The 15422-nt window shown below is 70.2% G+C and carries 14 protein-coding genes; 6 read left to right on the top strand and 8 right to left on the bottom strand.

The genetic code is table 11. The features are described from left to right. Nucleotides 1-72: 72 nt before the first annotated feature. Complete coding sequence (locus tag AC3B5L_RS07920) at nucleotides 73-846, top strand: MIP/aquaporin family protein (RefSeq protein WP_490096379.1); 774 nt, start codon at nucleotides 73-75, stop codon at nucleotides 844-846. Nucleotides 847-882: 36 nt separating this feature from the next. Continuing rightward, nucleotides 883-2397 carry a glycerol kinase GlpK gene (gene glpK, locus AC3B5L_RS07915; RefSeq protein ID WP_187663980.1) on the top strand — a complete coding sequence of 505 codons (1515 nt, stop codon included), beginning with the start codon at nucleotides 883-885 and terminating at the stop codon, nucleotides 2395-2397. Between the two features lie 152 nt (nucleotides 2398-2549). On the opposite strand, the gene AC3B5L_RS07910 is transcribed toward glpK, so the two are convergent. Continuing rightward, a complete protein-coding gene (locus tag AC3B5L_RS07910; RefSeq protein WP_280567973.1) occupies nucleotides 2550-3434 on the bottom strand; it encodes a LysR family transcriptional regulator in 885 nt (294 codons plus the stop codon). A 78-nt stretch (nucleotides 3435-3512) separates the two neighbouring features. Between AC3B5L_RS07910 and AC3B5L_RS07905 the strand changes: the two genes are divergently transcribed. After that, nucleotides 3513-4421 carry an EamA family transporter gene (locus AC3B5L_RS07905; RefSeq protein WP_490096378.1) on the top strand — a complete coding sequence of 303 codons (909 nt, stop codon included), beginning with the start codon at nucleotides 3513-3515 and terminating at the stop codon, nucleotides 4419-4421. A 12-nt stretch (nucleotides 4422-4433) separates the two neighbouring features. Here the strand turns inward: AC3B5L_RS07905 and ffh are convergent, their stop codons facing one another. The 4 genes from ffh to AC3B5L_RS07885 all read right to left on the bottom strand — a co-directional run bounded on the left by ffh (nucleotide 4434) and on the right by AC3B5L_RS07885 (nucleotide 7772). After that, nucleotides 4434-5996 carry a signal recognition particle protein gene (gene ffh, locus AC3B5L_RS07900; protein ID WP_490096377.1) on the bottom strand — a complete coding sequence of 521 codons (1563 nt, stop codon included), beginning with the start codon at nucleotides 5994-5996 and terminating at the stop codon, nucleotides 4434-4436. Between the two features lie 13 nt (nucleotides 5997-6009). After that, nucleotides 6010-6519 (bottom strand): RNA polymerase sigma factor, encoded by a 510-nt coding sequence (locus AC3B5L_RS07895; protein WP_490096376.1) that lies wholly within the window; start codon nucleotides 6517-6519, stop codon nucleotides 6010-6012. After that, nucleotides 6516-7118, bottom strand: a complete 603-nt coding sequence (locus tag AC3B5L_RS07890) for a hypothetical protein (RefSeq protein ID WP_490096375.1) — start codon at nucleotides 7116-7118, stop codon at nucleotides 6516-6518. Before AC3B5L_RS07890 ends, AC3B5L_RS07895 begins: the two co-directional genes overlap by 4 nt. A gap of 66 nt (nucleotides 7119-7184) precedes the next feature. After that, complete coding sequence (locus AC3B5L_RS07885) at nucleotides 7185-7772, bottom strand: TetR/AcrR family transcriptional regulator (protein WP_490096374.1); 588 nt, start codon at nucleotides 7770-7772, stop codon at nucleotides 7185-7187. 87 nt (nucleotides 7773-7859) lie between these two features. Here AC3B5L_RS07885 and lipB point away from each other — a divergent pair, with 87 nt between their 5' ends. Both lipB and lipA read left to right on the top strand, forming a co-directional pair. Next, nucleotides 7860-8510, top strand: a complete 651-nt coding sequence (gene lipB, locus AC3B5L_RS07880) for a lipoyl(octanoyl) transferase LipB (RefSeq protein ID WP_187663974.1) — start codon at nucleotides 7860-7862, stop codon at nucleotides 8508-8510. After that, complete coding sequence (gene lipA, locus AC3B5L_RS07875) at nucleotides 8507-9496, top strand: lipoyl synthase (protein WP_490096373.1); 990 nt, start codon at nucleotides 8507-8509, stop codon at nucleotides 9494-9496. Before lipB ends, lipA begins: the two co-directional genes overlap by 4 nt. A gap of 10 nt (nucleotides 9497-9506) precedes the next feature. Here the strand turns inward: lipA and AC3B5L_RS07870 are convergent, their stop codons facing one another. After that, entirely contained in the window at nucleotides 9507-10007 is a 501-nt protein-coding gene (locus tag AC3B5L_RS07870) for a DUF2004 domain-containing protein (protein ID WP_060922216.1), read from the bottom strand. A 43-nt stretch (nucleotides 10008-10050) separates the two neighbouring features. Beyond that, the gene (gene ftsY, locus AC3B5L_RS07865) at nucleotides 10051-10923 is read right to left on the bottom strand and encodes a signal recognition particle-docking protein FtsY (RefSeq protein WP_025103328.1); all 873 of its coding nucleotides are present in this window, start codon (nucleotides 10921-10923) and stop codon (nucleotides 10051-10053) included. Between the two features lie 28 nt (nucleotides 10924-10951). Between ftsY and AC3B5L_RS07860 the strand changes: the two genes are divergently transcribed. Continuing rightward, nucleotides 10952-11629, top strand: a complete 678-nt coding sequence (locus tag AC3B5L_RS07860) for an alpha/beta hydrolase (RefSeq protein WP_490096372.1) — start codon at nucleotides 10952-10954, stop codon at nucleotides 11627-11629. 124 nt (nucleotides 11630-11753) lie between these two features. Here the strand turns inward: AC3B5L_RS07860 and smc are convergent, their stop codons facing one another. Continuing rightward, nucleotides 11754-15299, bottom strand: coding sequence for a chromosome segregation protein SMC (gene smc, locus AC3B5L_RS07855; RefSeq protein WP_490096371.1), 3546 nt, complete (start codon nucleotides 15297-15299; stop codon nucleotides 11754-11756). Nucleotides 15300-15422: the final 123 nt, after the last annotated feature.

Below are 15422 nucleotides of genomic sequence, written 5' to 3'. Positions count from 1 at the left end.
CCTCCTCGCGGTGCTACCCCATAAGGGGTCGGGGCAGAGGGGCCCCGACCCGCAAGAAAGGTCAACGAAGACATGACTGACGTCAGTCTCGGTCTCTACTTCCTCTCGGAGCTCGTCGGCACAGCGATGCTGGTCCTGCTCGGCTGCGGTGTGGTGGCGAACGTCGCCCTGGCGAAGAACAAGGGCTTCGGCGGCGGCTTCCTGATGGTCAACTGGGGATGGGGTCTCGCGGTGTTCGCGGGTGTGCTCGTCTCGGCGTACTCCGGTGCCATCCTGAACCCGGCCGTCGGTATCGGCCTCTGGGTGCAGAACCTGCTGGATCCCGCCAAGGGCATCGACTTCACGATGTTCCTCACCGCGACCGGGGCGGAACTCCTCGGCGCGATCATCGGTGCCATCGTCGTCTGGCTCGCCTACAAGCAGCACTTCGACCAGGAGCCGGAGGCCGCCAACAAGCTCGGCGTCTTCTCCACCGGCCCCGCCATCCGCTCGTACGGCTGGAACCTCGTCACGGAGATCATCGGCACCTTCGTCCTCGTCTTCGTCATCTTCGCGTTCGCGGACTACGGCGACATCGAGGTCGGCACGCCCGGTGGCCTCGGCCCGCTCACCGCTCTTCCGGTCGCCCTGCTGGTGGTCGCGATCGGTGCATCGCTCGGTGGTCCGACCGGATACGCCATCAACCCGGCGCGTGACCTCGGTCCTCGCATCGCCCACGCGATCCTCCCGATCCAGGGCAAGGGTTCCAGCGACTGGTCCTACTCGTGGGTGCCCGTCGTCGGTCCGCTCATCGGTGGTGTCATCGCCGCCCTCGCCGCCCCCGGCCTTCTCAGCCTCGCCGGCTGATCCCCCTCAACCGCTCGGGAATTCAAAGGAGAACACATGGCTGACTACATCATCGCGATCGACCAGGGCACCACGTCGAGCCGCGCGATCATCTTCGACAAGAAGGGCAGCATCGTCGCCACCGGTCAGAAGGAGCACGAGCAGATCCTTCCCAAGGCCGGATGGGTCGAGCACGACGCCGCCGAGATCTGGCGCAATGTCCAGGAGGTGATCGGTCTGGCCCTCGGTCGCGCCGATCTCACCCGCCACGACATCGCCGCCGTGGGCATCACGAATCAGCGCGAGACCGCGGTCGTGTGGGACAAGACCACGGGCAAGCCGGTCTACAACGCCATCGTCTGGCAGGACACCCGCACGCAGGAGATCGTCAACCGCCTCGCGGGCGACGAGGGCGTCGACCGGTTCAAGTCGATCGTCGGGCTCCCCCTGGCGACGTACTTCTCCGGCACCAAGATCACCTGGATCCTGGAGAACGTCGAAGGCGCCCGCGAGAAGGCCGAGGCCGGAGACCTGCTCTTCGGCACGACCGACTCCTGGGTCCTGTGGAACCTCACGGGCGGCATCGACGGCGGCGTGCACGCGACCGACGTCACCAACGCCTCGCGCACGATGTTCATGGACCTCGAGACGCTGGAATGGCGCGACGACATCCTCGAGGCGTTCGGCGTGCCGCGCTCGATGATGCCGGAGATCCGCTCCTCCTCCGAGGTCTACGGTGCGGCCGAGAGCTCATCGCTGCTCCGCGAGACGCCGATCGCCGGCATCCTCGGCGACCAGCAGGCGGCGACGTTCGGCCAGGCCGCGTTCCAGAAGGGCGAGAGCAAGAACACCTACGGCACGGGCTGCTTCCTCATCTTCAACACGGGCGAGGAGATCGTCCGCTCGAAGAACGGACTGCTCACCACCGTCGGCTACAAGCTCGGCGACCAGCCCACGCACTACGCGCTGGAGGGGTCGATCGCGGTCACCGGCTCGCTCATCCAGTGGCTGCGCGACCAGCTCGGCATCATCTCCTCGGCCCCTGAGGTCGAGGAGCTGGCCGAGAAGGTCGAGGACAACGGCGGCGTGTACATCGTCCCCGCGTTCTCGGGTCTCTTCGCGCCGTACTGGCGTCCTGACGCCCGCGGCGCGATCGTCGGCCTCACCCGCTACGCGAACAAGAACCACATCGCGCGCGCCGCCCTGGAGGCCGTGGCCTTCCAGACCCGTGACGTGCTCGACGCGGTCAACGCGGACGCCGGAGTGGATCTCAGCGAGCTCAAGGTCGACGGCGGCATGGTCGCCAACGACGCGCTCATGCAGTTCCAGGCCGACATCCTCGGTGTCCCGGTCGTGCGTCCGGTCGTGGCGGAGACCACGGCGCTCGGTGCGGCCTACGCGGCCGGTCTCGCGGTCGGCTTCTGGAGCGGTCTCGACGACCTGTCCGCGAACTGGCAGGAGGACCGCCGCTGGGAGCCCTCGCTCGACGCGGATGAGCGCGACCGTCAGCTGCGCCTGTGGCGCAAGGCCGTCACCAAGTCGATGGACTGGGTCGACGACGACGTGCGCTGATCACCGCATGACGAGGCGGGTCCGGGTTCTTCCCGGGCCCGCTTCGTCGTCTCCGGGCCGCCATCCGCCCGTTCACCTGCACGATCCGAATACGGTTGCCCACCCGTTCCGGCGGTTCCGTCGTACACCCGTTCCCTGGTCGTGCAGACCGATCAGGGGCTCAGGAGGCCTTCCGCGACGATGTCGAGGAAGGCGCGCGCGGCGCTGCGCGCTGCCGCGGCGTCCCAGGCCAGGTGCTCGACACGGACCGGGCCATCCTGGACCGCCACCGTGTCGACGACCTCCCGGTACCCCCGCACCACCGCGGGCGCCAGCAGGGTGACGGCGAGGCCCGCCGCGACCAGACCGATCAGACTCGCGGCCGTGTCGGATTCGAAAGCCACATCACGCCGCACCCGCGCGGCCAGGAATGCCGCGTCGCTCTGGGCTCGCCCCGACGTGCCGGCGGGGAAGTCGGCGAACGCGGAGTCCGCGAGGTCGCTCAGCTGCACCTCCCTCGCCCGGCCCAGCTCATGCCCGCGGGGCACCACGGCCACCAGCGGTTCCCGGGACAGCGCGCGGGAGGCGACCCCCTCGGGCTCGACGCCCTCCCGGAGCCCGAGGAATGCGGCGTCGAGATCGCCCTGTCGAATCGCCGCCACGAGCGCATCGCTGTTCCCCTCACGGAGCTCCACGCGGGCGGCTGGATGCGCGGCGCGATAGGCCACGAGGAGCGCCGGGACGTCGACAGCGCTCACCGTGGGGATGACGCCCAGTCGCAGCGTGCCCACCACCTTCCCGCTCGCCGCCGCCGCATCCTCCCGGGCCTGGTCTGCGGCGCGGACCGCCAGACGCGCGGGGCGGAGGAACGCCTCTCCGGCCTCGGTCGCGCGGACGCTGCGACTGGTGCGCGCGAACAGCCGCACGCCCAACTCGCGTTCGAGAGCGGCGACCTGGTGGCTAAGCGCCGACTGCGTGACATGACAGCGCTCCGCCGCGCGGGTGAACGAACCGGTGTCCGCCACCGCGACGACATACCGCAGATGCTGGAGCTCCATCCACTCATGATCTCGCTTCATAGATCATGTGACAAGAATGCGTTGGACTCATACCCCGGATGCGCGCACCCTGGAGACATGAACCGCCTCACCCTCACCCTCGTCACGGCTCTCGCCCCTGCGACGTGGGGTACGACGTACCTGGTGACGACGGAGCTGCTCCCCGCCGGACATCCGCTCCTCGCCGGCCTCCTCCGCTCGCTTCCTGCGGGTCTCCTCGCGGTGCTGCTGGCCCGCCGTCTGCCGCACGGGTCCTGGTGGGGCAAGGTGCTCGTGCTCGGGGCCCTGAACATCGGCGCGTTCTTCCCGCTGCTGTTCCTTGCGGCCGAACGCCTCCCCGGTGGGGTTGCCGCCGCCGTCGCCGGAGCGCAGCCGCTGATCGTGCTAGGGCTCGGAGCGATCGTGCTCGGGGAACGTGTCCGACCGGTATCCGCCGCCGCCGCCGTCGCCGGGGCAGCGGGGGTCGCCCTCGTCGTCCTCGGCCCTGCCGCCGCGCTGGACTTCTGGGGCCTCGTCGCGGCTCTCGGCGGCGTGACCGCCACCGGCCTCGGGATGATCCTCACCAAGCGCTGGGGCCGCCCCTCCGGCGTCGGTCCCGTGGCCTACGCGGGGTGGCAGCTCACGGCGGGAGGGCTGTTGCTCCTCCCCCTCACCTTCGTGGTCGAGGGCCCGCCTCCTGCCCTCGACGCGGGTGCGCTCCTCGGCTACCTCTGGCTCGCGACAGCGGGAGGAATCATCGCCTACACGCTCTGGTTCCGCGGTATCCAGCGCCTGCCCGTGATCGTGCCGGGCCTCCTCGCACTGCTCTCGCCGATCGTCGCGACGCTGCTCGGCGTGCTCATCGCCGGCGAGAGCTTCACCATGGTCCAGGTGGCGGGCATCCTGATCACGCTCGCCGCCCTCGTCGGCGGGCAGTTCGCGGCGCGGCCGCGAGGAACGCCGGCGACCGCGGTCGAGCAATCGGCCGCGCCCGTCGCCGTGCGCTGAGGTCCCGGCCGCTCAGCCCTTGCCGAACAGCTTCTGGATCTCGGCGAGGTCGGCCTCCGACGGTGCCTCCGCTCCCCCGCCGAGGCCGAAGCCCGAGCCGGTGGGTGCCGTGGAAGCCGCGAGGCCGGCGTTCTCCGCAGCGCGCTTCGCCGGGTTGCCGGAGCGGGAGCGGTTTCCGCCGCCGCCCTTGCCCTTCTTGCCGCGCTTCGACGAGGCCCCGGGCTTGCCCATTCCGGGCACCGGACCCATGCCCGGGATGTTCGGCGTGCCGCCACGAGCGACGGTCTTCATCATCTTCGCGGCCTGCTCGAAGCGCTGCACGAGCTGGTTGACGTCGGTGACGGTCATGCCGGAGCCGCGCGCGATGCGCAGACGACGGGAACCGTTGAGGATCTTGGGGTTGCGACGCTCGACCGGCGTCATGGAGCGGATGATGGCCTCGGTGCGGTCGATCTCGCGCTCGTCGAAGTCCTCGAGCTGCTGCTTCATCTGCCCCATGCCCGGGAGCATCCCGAGCATCTTCTTCATCGAGCCCATCTTCTTCATCTGCTGAAGCTGCTCGAGGAAGTCCTCCAGGGTGAAGGCCTCGTTCGCGAGCTTCTCGGCGACCTTGCGCGCCTCGTCCTCGTCGAACGCCTGCTGCGCCTGCTCGATGAGGGTGAGGATGTCACCGAGGTCGAGGATGCGGCTGGCCATACGATCGGGGTGGAACGGCTCGAGGTCCTCCAGCCGCTCGCCCGTCGAGGCGAAGATGATCGGACGCCCCGTGACCGAGGCGACCGAGAGCGCCGCTCCGCCTCGGGCGTCGCCGTCGAGCTTCGAGAGGACGACGCCGGTGAAGTCCACTCCCTCCTGGAAGGCCTTGGCGGTGTTGACCGCGTCCTGACCGATCATCGCGTCGATGACGAAGAGCACCTCGTCCGGGTCGACGGCCTTGCGGATGTCGGCGGCCTGCTTCATGAGCTCGGCGTCGACGCCGAGGCGGCCGGCGGTGTCGATGATGACCACGTCGTGCTGCTGGCGGCGGGCGTACTCGACGCCGTCGCGCGACACCTTGACGGGATCGCCGACGCCGTTGCCCGGCTCGGGCGCGTACACCGTGGCTCCGGCCTGCTCGGCGACCACCTGGAGCTGGTTCACCGCGTTCGGGCGCTGGAGGTCGGCGGCGACGAGGAGGGGCGTGTGCCCTTCGCCCTCGAGCTGCTTGGCCAGCTTGCCGGCGAACGTCGTCTTTCCCGAGCCCTGAAGACCGGCGAGCATGATCACGGTCGGCGCGGTCTTGGCGAACTGCAGGCGCCGCTGCTCTCCGCCGAGGATCTGGACCAGCTCCTCGTTGACGATCTGCACCACCTGCTGCGCGGGGTTCAGCGCCTTGTTGACCTCGTCGCCGAGAGCGCGCTCGCGCACCTTGGCGGTGAAGTCCTTGACGACCGCGAGCGCGACGTCGGCGTCGAGCAGAGCACGACGGATCTCGCGCACCGTGCCGTCGACGTCGGCGGCGGTGAGCTTTCCCTTCGTGCGCAGGTTGCGGAAGGTGTCGGTGAGCCGATCGGAGAGCGTGCCAAAGGTAGCCATGGTGCCTACGATTCTACGCGAGCGGAGCCTCCACGCTCAGCGCGGCACGGAGCAGTGTCTTGGCCCGCTGGTGACGCCCCCGGACCGTGGACGCGGGGACCCCGAGCAGTGCGGCCGCATCGGTCAGGCTGAATCCGTCCCAGTGCACCAGGCGGATGACCTCCGCGAGGTCGGGATCCAGGCGGGCGATGGCGTCGCGCACCTCCGCGCCCCCGTCCGCCGGCGGTGCCTGCAGCCGGGATCCCTCTCCCTCTCCCCGCATCCGTTCGTGCAGGGCGCGCCGACGCCTCTCACCGCGGGCGTGGTTGAGCAGGGTCTTGCGAGCGACTCCGAACAGCCACATCCGCGCCCGTTCGGGGTCGTCGGGCAGATGCCGGACGCGCCGCCAGGCGACGACCATCGTCTCGCCGAGCAGGTCGCCGGCGTCATCCGCCCCGACCCGACGCGCGAGGTAGGCCAGGAGATCCGGGGCGCACGCCTCGAACGCGCCGATCAGCGCCGCGTCGTCGGCACGGCTGCTCACTCGCCGCTCCAGGCTTCGTCGTCGCAATGCACCTGGGAGTGGGAGTCGGCTCCGGGGATCGGACCGAACCCGTGCTCCTCGAGTTCGGCGTGGAGCGCCTCGTTCAACGCGCCCTCATGAGCCATCCAGGCGCGGGTGTCCGCCGCATTCTGATCCGTCGTCGGAACACCCGCGGCCTCGTCGCCCTGCTCGAGCATCCGCAGTTGGCCGTCCACGTAGGGCGCGGCCTCCGCCTCCACATCCGCCGAGGCGAACCATTGATCGATCACACGATCGACATCGGCCTGGATCAGCGGGTTGTGCGTGTCCAGGCGGCTGAAGCGGATCTCGCACTCTCCCCAGGTCGGCGCGGTGAACCGGTAGCTCCGCGCGGGATCCTCGAGGCCGTCGCCCCAGAGCCAGTCGGAGGAGGCGGTGGCCACCCCGGCGCCGCCCACCAGGACCACCGCCGTGACCGCGGCGATCACACCGCGCGACCGGAGGCGGGGCCGAGCGCGCCCACGGGACGCGTCGATCATCGCCCGCAGCTCGTGTCCAGCGAGGGCGGGGGTGGGCGGCGCCGAGCCGTCCAGCAGGTCGTCCAGCGGATCCGTGGTCATGGTGTCCTCCTCGTCAGGGATGCCTTCATCACTGACGTGTCCGGCCGACACCGATCCGTCCGCGCGTCACTCCCCCCAGGGCAGATCGTGCACGCGGGCGAGCGCCTCGCGGAGCACGGACTCCGGCGTGCCGCGGCCTGCCCCCTCCTCGGCCCAGACGCGCAGGGCGGACAGGACGGCGGCCGCCTGCGCCGCTCCCAGCACGTCCGCACGCATCACATCGATACCCGCCGCGCACGCCGCACGGGAGACCGCGGCGGCGAGGCGGGCCAGACGGACACCCGTCTCCCGCACCAGCTCCACCTCGAGCGCCATGGCCTCCGCATTCCGCAGCGCCAACGCCAACGGATCCGGGGCGAAATCGTCCACGATCCCCTGCAGGATCCCGCGCACCCGCGTCCCCGTGGCCTCGCGGCCGAGGTCGTCCAGCGCGGCGATCGCGACGCCGATGCGCTCGTCGATGCCGGACCACAGCACGTCGCTCTTCGACGTGAAGTAATTGAAGAAGCTCGACCGGCTGACCCCCGCCCGCTGGGTGATGTCGGCGATGGAGGCGGCCTCGTACCCGCGCTCCAGGAAGAGCTCGCAGGCGGCCTCGGCGAGGGTCTCGCGCGAGGAAGCCTTCGGGCGGCCGGCGCGACCAGTCCGGTTCATGACTTCACGGTACCGCGCGGGACGCCGCGGCCCGGACGAGGATGTATTGTTGGACGCAATCCATGTATTCGAGGGAAGCGACGACACATGCTCGACATCCTCACTCCCGGCTTCATGCCGACCCCCGTCCCCTATGAAGAGGGCTGGGCCCTGCAGCGCCGCGTGCACGCGGACGTGGTCTCCGGCGCCCGCCCGGACACCCTCATCCTGCTCGAGCACGCGGCCGTGTACACCGCGGGGAAGCGCACGGAGGACCACGAGCGCCCCCAGGACGGGACCCCGGTCATCGACGTCGACCGGGGCGGGAAGATCACCTGGCATGGGCCGGGGCAACTCGTCGGCTACCCGATCTTCCGGCTGCCGGAGCCGATGGACGTGGTCGCGCACGTGCGGCGTCTGGAGCGGATCCTCATCGAGGTGCTGCGCCCGTTCGGAGTCGACGGTCACCAGGTCGAGGGGCGGAGCGGGGTGTGGGTGCGTCGACCGCTGTCGGAGGACAAGGTGGCCGCGATCGGCGTGCGCGTGCAGCAGGGCGTCACCATGCACGGTTTCGCCATCAACTGCGACAACAGCCTCGCGCCCTTCCGCGACATCATCCCCTGCGGCATCACCGACGCCGGCGTGACCACGGTGAGCGAGGTGTCCGGCCGCGTGGTCGGCCCGCTCGACCTCGTCGACGCCGTGCAGGACGCCTTCCGCACCGCCCACGCACCCGACCTGACAGGAGTCCCGGCATGACCGCCGCCCCCGAGGGGCGCAAGCTCCTCCGCCTCGAGATCCGCAACGCCGAGACCCCGATCGAGCGCAAGCCCGAGTGGATCAAGACCAAGGCCAAGATGGGGCCGGAGTACTCGGCGCTGCATTCCCTCGTGAAGAGCGAGGACCTGCACACCGTGTGCCAGGAGGCCGGCTGCCCGAACATCTACGAGTGCTGGGAAGACCGCGAGGCGACCTTCCTCATCGGCGGGTCGCAGTGCACGCGCCGCTGCGACTTCTGCCAGATCGACACCGGCAAGCCCGCGGACTACGACACCGACGAGCCACGACGCGTCGCCGAGAGCGTGCAGCGGATGAACCTCCGCTACGCGACCGTGACGAGCGTGGCCCGCGACGACCTCCCCGATACCGGAGCCTGGCTCAATGCCGAGACGGTGCGGAAGATCCACGAGCTCAACCCGAACACCGGAGTGGAGCTGCTGGCGAACGAGCACAACGCCGACCCCACCTTCCTCGGCCAGATCTTCGATGCACGCCCCGAGGTGTTCGCGCACAACGTGGAGACCGTGCCCCGCATCTTCAAGCGCATCCGCCCCGCGTTCCGCTACGAGCGCTCGCTGAACGTGCTCACGCAGGCTCGCGATGCCGGACTCATCACGAAGTCGAACCTCATCCTCGGCATGGGCGAGGAGCCGGAGGAGGTCGTCCAGGCGCTGCAGGACCTCCACGACGCCGGCTGCGACATCATCACCATCACCCAGTACCTCCGCCCGACGCCGCGGCACCTTCCGGTCTCCCGGTGGGTGAAGCCCGCCGAGTTCGTCGAGTTCAAGGAGGAGGCGGAGCGGATCGGCTTCCTCGGGGTGCTCGCCGGTCCTCTCGTGCGCTCCTCGTACCGCGCCGGGCGGCTCTGGGCGCAGTCGATGACCTCGAAGGGACGGGAGATCCCCGCTCATCTCGCGCACATCGCGGACAGCGCCGACCTCGGGTTCGCGCAGGCCGTCTGACGGGCGGCGGTCAGTCGGCGCTCATCACCGACTGCACGCTGCCGTCGGAACCGAGGTTCACGAGCAGCACGTCGTCGGTGGCGCTGTCATCGAGCGCGTACTCCAGGACGGCGAACGGCTCGGAGCCGCCATGCTCGTCGGCGAGGATCGTCATGCTCATCAGGCGCAGCGACCGGATGATGTCCACGGCCGCGTCCCCGGACACGTCGATGAGGACGTCGGGGAGGTCGTCGCCGAACACCTCCTGCTGCTGCAGGATGTACTCGGTCACCTCACTCGTGCGGTCGTCCACCTCGGCGAGCATTCCGCGGCGCGCGGTCGCGTCCACGTTCTCCAGACCGGCGATGAGTCCGGCGGCGATGTCGAGGGCGTCGGCGGAGACGTCGTCCTGGTCCGGAGCCGTCAGGTCCACGGTCACGCTCTGGTCGCCGAGTTCGACCGTCTCCGACCAGAAGATCGAGCCGTCGGGGCCCGACGACAGCAGTCCGAAGTAGTCGTGTTCGATCGCCATAACGCTATGAAACCAGCCTGGTGCTCGGGGCGGAAGCCCTGTGTCAGCCGACCAGCGCCTGCACGAACACGTGCGGCGTGAAACCGGTCAGATCGTCGATGCCCTCGCCCTGGCCGAGGAGCTTCACCGGGATGCCCGTGCGCTCCTGCACCGCGAGCACGAAGCCGCCCTTGGCCGAGCCGTCGAGCTTGGTGAGCACGAGACCTGTGACGCCGGCGTGCTGCAGGAAGGTCTCCGCCTGCATGACGCCGTTCTGCCCCGTCGTCGCATCGAGGACCAGGAGCACCTCGCTGATGGGAGCCTGCTTCTCGACGACACGGCGGATCTTGCCCAGTTCGTCCATGAGTCCGCCCTTGGTGTGCAGGCGTCCCGCCGTGTCGATGATCGCGATCTCCATACCCTCGCGCTTCGCGTATTCGACGGTCTGGAAGGCGACGGAGGCCGGGTCCTGCCCCTCCTGCTGCGGGCGGACGATCGCCGCTCCCCCGCGCTGGGCCCAGGTGGCGAGCTGGTCGACGGCGGCCGCACGGAAGGTGTCGGCAGCCCCCACCACCACGCTCCGCTGGTAGCCGCGAAGGAACTTCGTGAACTTCCCGATCGTCGTCGTCTTGCCCACGCCGTTCACACCCACGACGAGGACCACGGCGGGCCGCTCGGTGAGCTTCAGAGTGGTGTCGAACTTCGCGAAGTGCTCCTCCAGGGTCTCCCGCAACATGCGCTGCAGGTCCTTGGGGTCGGTGGTGCGGTACTTCGCGACCTTGTCGCGCAGCTCTTCGACGATGCGTTCGCTGATGTCGGGGCCGAAGTCCGCCGTGATGAGCGCCGTCTCCAGGTCTTCCCACGTCGTCTCGTCGATGGTGGGCTTCACGAACATGCCGCGCAGCGCGCGACCGAGAGACCAGGACTTCTCTGCCATGCGTCCAGCCTACGGGTAGCATCCAGGGATGCACCGCGCGCCGCTCCCGCACCGGGTGTTCCTGCACGGTGCCGGGAGACGCGGCACCACCGCGTGGCCCTCGCAGGATCCGGAGTCGGGGACCTTCCTCAGCTTCCCGCCGGAGTCGTCCGTCAAAGCGCAGGCGGGCGCTCTCGTCGAGGGAGAGCATGACCGGACGCCGCTCGTGTTCGCGCACTCGATCGGCGCGGTGACCGCCGTCCGCGCCGTCGCCGACGGCCTGCGGGTGTCCGGCCTCGTCCTCGTCGAGCCCGCCCTGTACGACATCGCCCGCGGTGAAGCTCCGATCGAGCGGCATATCGCGGTGGTGACGGAGGCACGGGCGAGGGTGACGCAGGGCGACCTCTTCGGCTTCTGGTCCATCCTGCGCCCGCTCATGTTCGGAGGCCCGTCCACCCGGGAGCGCTGGGAGGACGAGCGCGCGGTCGCGCAGCGGTGGGCGACCACGAACCTTCCCTGGGGTCACGGCATCCGGGAGCGTTGTCTCGCCGGCGTGCCGACCCTCGTGGTCACCGGCGGATGGAACGAGGAGTACGAGATCATCGCCAGCAGGCTCGTCGACGTCGGAGCCGACCACATGATGCTCCCCGGCTTCGCTCACCGCCCGCAGGACCATCCCGACTTCCCGACTGTGATCACGGGCTTCGAACGCTCCCTCGCGATGTGACCCGGCCCCGTCCGTCCGGTCACAGCTTCGGAGACCGCGGGCGACACGCCGGATCCGACCATCGACACGCCGGATGAGGGCCATGATCTCCGAAGCTGTGCGCGCCGAGGGAGGGCGGCAGGACTCAGACGGCGGCGGCGGCGCGGTCGCCGACGCGCTGACCCACCACGGCCGAGACGCCGTCCTGACGCATCGACACGCCGTAGAGCGCGTCGGCGATCTCCATCGTCCGCTTCTGGTGCGTGATGACGAGGAGCTGGGAGCTCTCCCGCAGCTGCTCGAAGACGGTGAGGAGCCGGCCCAGGTTCGCGTCATCAAGGGCGGCCTCGACCTCGTCGAGGATGTAGAACGGGCTGGGACGCGCCTTGAAGATCGCCACCAGGAGCGCCACCGCGGCCAGGGACCGCTCGCCGCCGGACAGCAGCGACAGCCGCTCGATCTTCTTCCCGACGGGACGGACCGAGACCTCGATGCCCGTCGTCAGCATGTTGTCCGGATCGGTCAGCGAGATGCTGCCGGTGCCGCCGGGGAACAGCAGCGGGAAGACCTGGCCGAACGCCTCCTTGGTGTCCTCGAACGCGCTGGCGAAGATCGTCTGCATGCGCTCGTCGAGGTCGGCGATGATGGTCAGCAGATCCTGCCGGGTCTGCGTCAGGTCCGTGAGCTGCGTGGTGAGGAACGCGTGACGCTGCTCCAGGGCGGCGAACTCCTCCAGTGCCAGCGGGTTGACCCGCCCGAGCTGCGCGAGCTTCCGCTCCGCGTCCGCGAGACGCCGCTGCTGGATGCGGCGGTCGAACGGGATCGCGGTGTCGTCGAGCAGCTCGCCATCGGCCGGCTCCGCCCCGGGATCCCGCGGCACGAGCTGGTCCGGCCCATACTCGGCGACGAGCACGTCCTCGTCGAGCGCGAGTTCCGAGGAGACGCGCTCCAACAGGCTGTTCAGGTGGAGCTTCTTCTCGTGGATCTGCAGTTCCAGGCCGTGAACGCTCTCCGTGAGCCCGGCCAGACGCTCCCGCAGCGACGACTCCTGGGCGCGCAGCGCGACGAGCTCCTCGTTCTGCGCCGACCGGGCGGCTTCCGCCTCCGCGAGAGCGACGCGGGCTTCGGTCACGGAGCGGTCGAGGGAGTCGAGGATGCGCGGCAGCTCGTCCACGACTCCGGATGCCGCCTCGCGCTGCGCCCGGCGGATGACGGCGCGTCGGGCGGCCTCTGCCGCGGCGTCCCGCTCCTGCTCGCGCTGCCGCTCCAATGCGGTCACCCGGGACTGCGCCGCCCGGACCCGCTCCCGCAGGGTCTCGACCTCCAGACGAGCCCGGACCTCGCCCTCGCGGGCGCTCTCCAGTGCCTCCAACAGACCGTCGCGCGCCGAGGCGTCGAGCACCGGACGCGGTGCGGCGACCGCGGCATCGAGCTCCGCCTTCGCCGCCTCCGCCTTCGCCTCCGCGTCGGCCACGGCGGCCTGCGCCTGGGCGAGTCCGGTCTCCAGGCGATCGCATTCGGCGACAGCGGCCTCGTGACGCACGGTCACCTTGTTGAGCTGCTCCGCGTGCGTCGCGAGGGCGGCGTCGTGCTCGCGCAACGCGCGCAGCGCGTCCTTCGCCTGACGCCGCGTCTCCTCCACGGCCTCGTCGGCGTCGATACGCGCCTCGCGGAGGGAGTCGACGACGACCTGGATCTCGGTGAGCCGCTCGGTCGCGGTGTCCCGCTCCGCCGCGAGTTCGAGGCGCGAACGCTCCCCTCCGGAACCCGTGCGCAGGGTCTGAGCGGTGATGACGTCGCCGCCGGTGGTCACGATCGTGGTCGAGGTGTCGCCTCTCGCGTCGAGAACGCGCCGCGCGGCACGCGCCGCATCGAGGTCGTCGGCGATGAGAACGTGCGCCAGGATGCCGAGGATCCCGTCCGGCGCGGTCACCGTCTCCGTCGCGGCGATCACGCCGTCGACGGCCGGGGGTGTCGGCTGCTCCCTCGGGGCATCGGCGACCACGAAGTCGACCACGCCCCGGCGGCGCTCTGCGGCCTCCGCCGCGAGGATGAACGCATCCTCCGCGGAACCGACCAGCACACCCTCGGCCAGCGGACCGAGGACGGCCGCGATCGCGGCTTCGTATCCCGCCCGCACCTGCACGGCATCACCGACGAGACCGCGGACCCCTGGACCCCCCTCGGCGACGATCTCGGCGGCGCCTCCCGACAGCGACAGGGCACTGCTCAGGGCGGCGGCCTTCGCGGTGAGGGCGTCGACCTCGCGCTCGGCGGCATGCAGCCGTTCGCGCAGGCTCTCCCGTTCCGCCTCCGCCGCCGTCGCCGCACGCTGAGCGCTCTCGTAGGCCGCGGCGTACTCGACGGCCGTGCCCTCGGGGGCCTCGGCGTCGTCGATCGCCTCCAGGGCTTCTTCGGCCTCTCGTCGCCGGGCGTGCGCGGCTTCGAGGGCGTTCTCCTGGCGGAGCACGGCGCCGCGGACGGCGGCCAGGGCCGATGCCGCCGCATCGGCGTTCCCGCGGAGCGAGGACAGTCGCATGTCGTACTCGGAGACGAGCGCGCTCTGCTCCGCGATGTCCACGTCGAGCGTGTCGAGCTCGGCGCGGGCGTTCACGACCTCGCGACTCGCCGCAGCCGCGGCGTCCTGCGCATCGCCGAGGCCGGACGAGATCGTCTCGATGTCCTCCTTCGCCTCGTCGATCGTCGCCTGTGTGACGGTCACCGCGGTCACGGCCGCGTCGTCTTCCTCGGACCCGAGAAGCGCGAGGCGCTGGTTGGCGAGAGTGTAGAGCCCGCGCACCCGCTCCTGCACCTGCTCGAGCCCGAAGGCGACGCTGCGCGCCTCGTCGACGGCGATCGAGTTCTGGTTCTTCTCCAGCCGAGCGATCCCGGCGCGCACGGTCTCGGCCTGGTCGGACAGCACCAGGCGCTCGGTGTGCCGCTCCTGCTCGGTCCGGGTGTGGTCGGCGAGGGCTGTGCGCAGCGCAACGACGTCGTCGGCGAACAGTCGGGCCTTGGCATCGCGGACGACGGCGGCGATGGTCTGCGCCTCGCGCGCGATCTCGGCCTGGCGGCCGAGCGGCTTGAGCTGGCGGCGGATCTCCCCCGCGAGATCGCTCAGACGCGTGAGGTTGGCCTCCATCGCGTCGAGCTTGCGCAGCGTCTTCTCCTTGCGCCGACGGTGCTTGAGGATGCCCGCCGCCTCCTCGATGAAGCCGCGTCGATCCTCCGGCGAGGCCTGGAGCACCGTGTCGAGCCGTCCTTGACCCACGATGACGTGCATCTCGCGGCCGAGGCCGGAGTCGCTGAGCAGCTCTTGCACATCGAGGAGACGGCAGCCCTCCCCATTGATCGCGTATTCGCTGGAGCCGTTGCGGAACAGCGTGCGGCTGATGGTCACCTCGGCGTATTCGATGGGCAGCGCGCCGTCCGCATTGTCGATGGTGAGCTGCACCTCGGCACGCCCGAGGGGGCCGCGGGTCGACGTGCCGGCGAAGATGACGTCCTCCATCTTCCCGCCGCGGAGCGTCTTCGCTCCCTGCTCCCCCATCACCCAGGCGAGGGCGTCGACGACGTTGGACTTGCCGGAGCCGTTCGGTCCGACGATGCACGTGACGCCGGGCTCGAACACGAAGGTCATCGGCTGTGCGAACGACTTGAACCCCTTGAGCGTCAGGCTCTTCAGGTGCATGGGGCGACCGCTCGTCCGGGGAGATTCACGCCGCTACGCTACCGGAATCCCGCGGAACGGCCGGTATCCCGCGCGGTCGTCACGGACCCCGGCTCGATCGCGACACGCCGGTGCTAGCACGAA

Source organism: Microbacterium sp. C-MGS6 (genome assembly GCF_058140415.1).
This window is presented reverse-complemented; position numbering and strand designations above follow the sequence as displayed.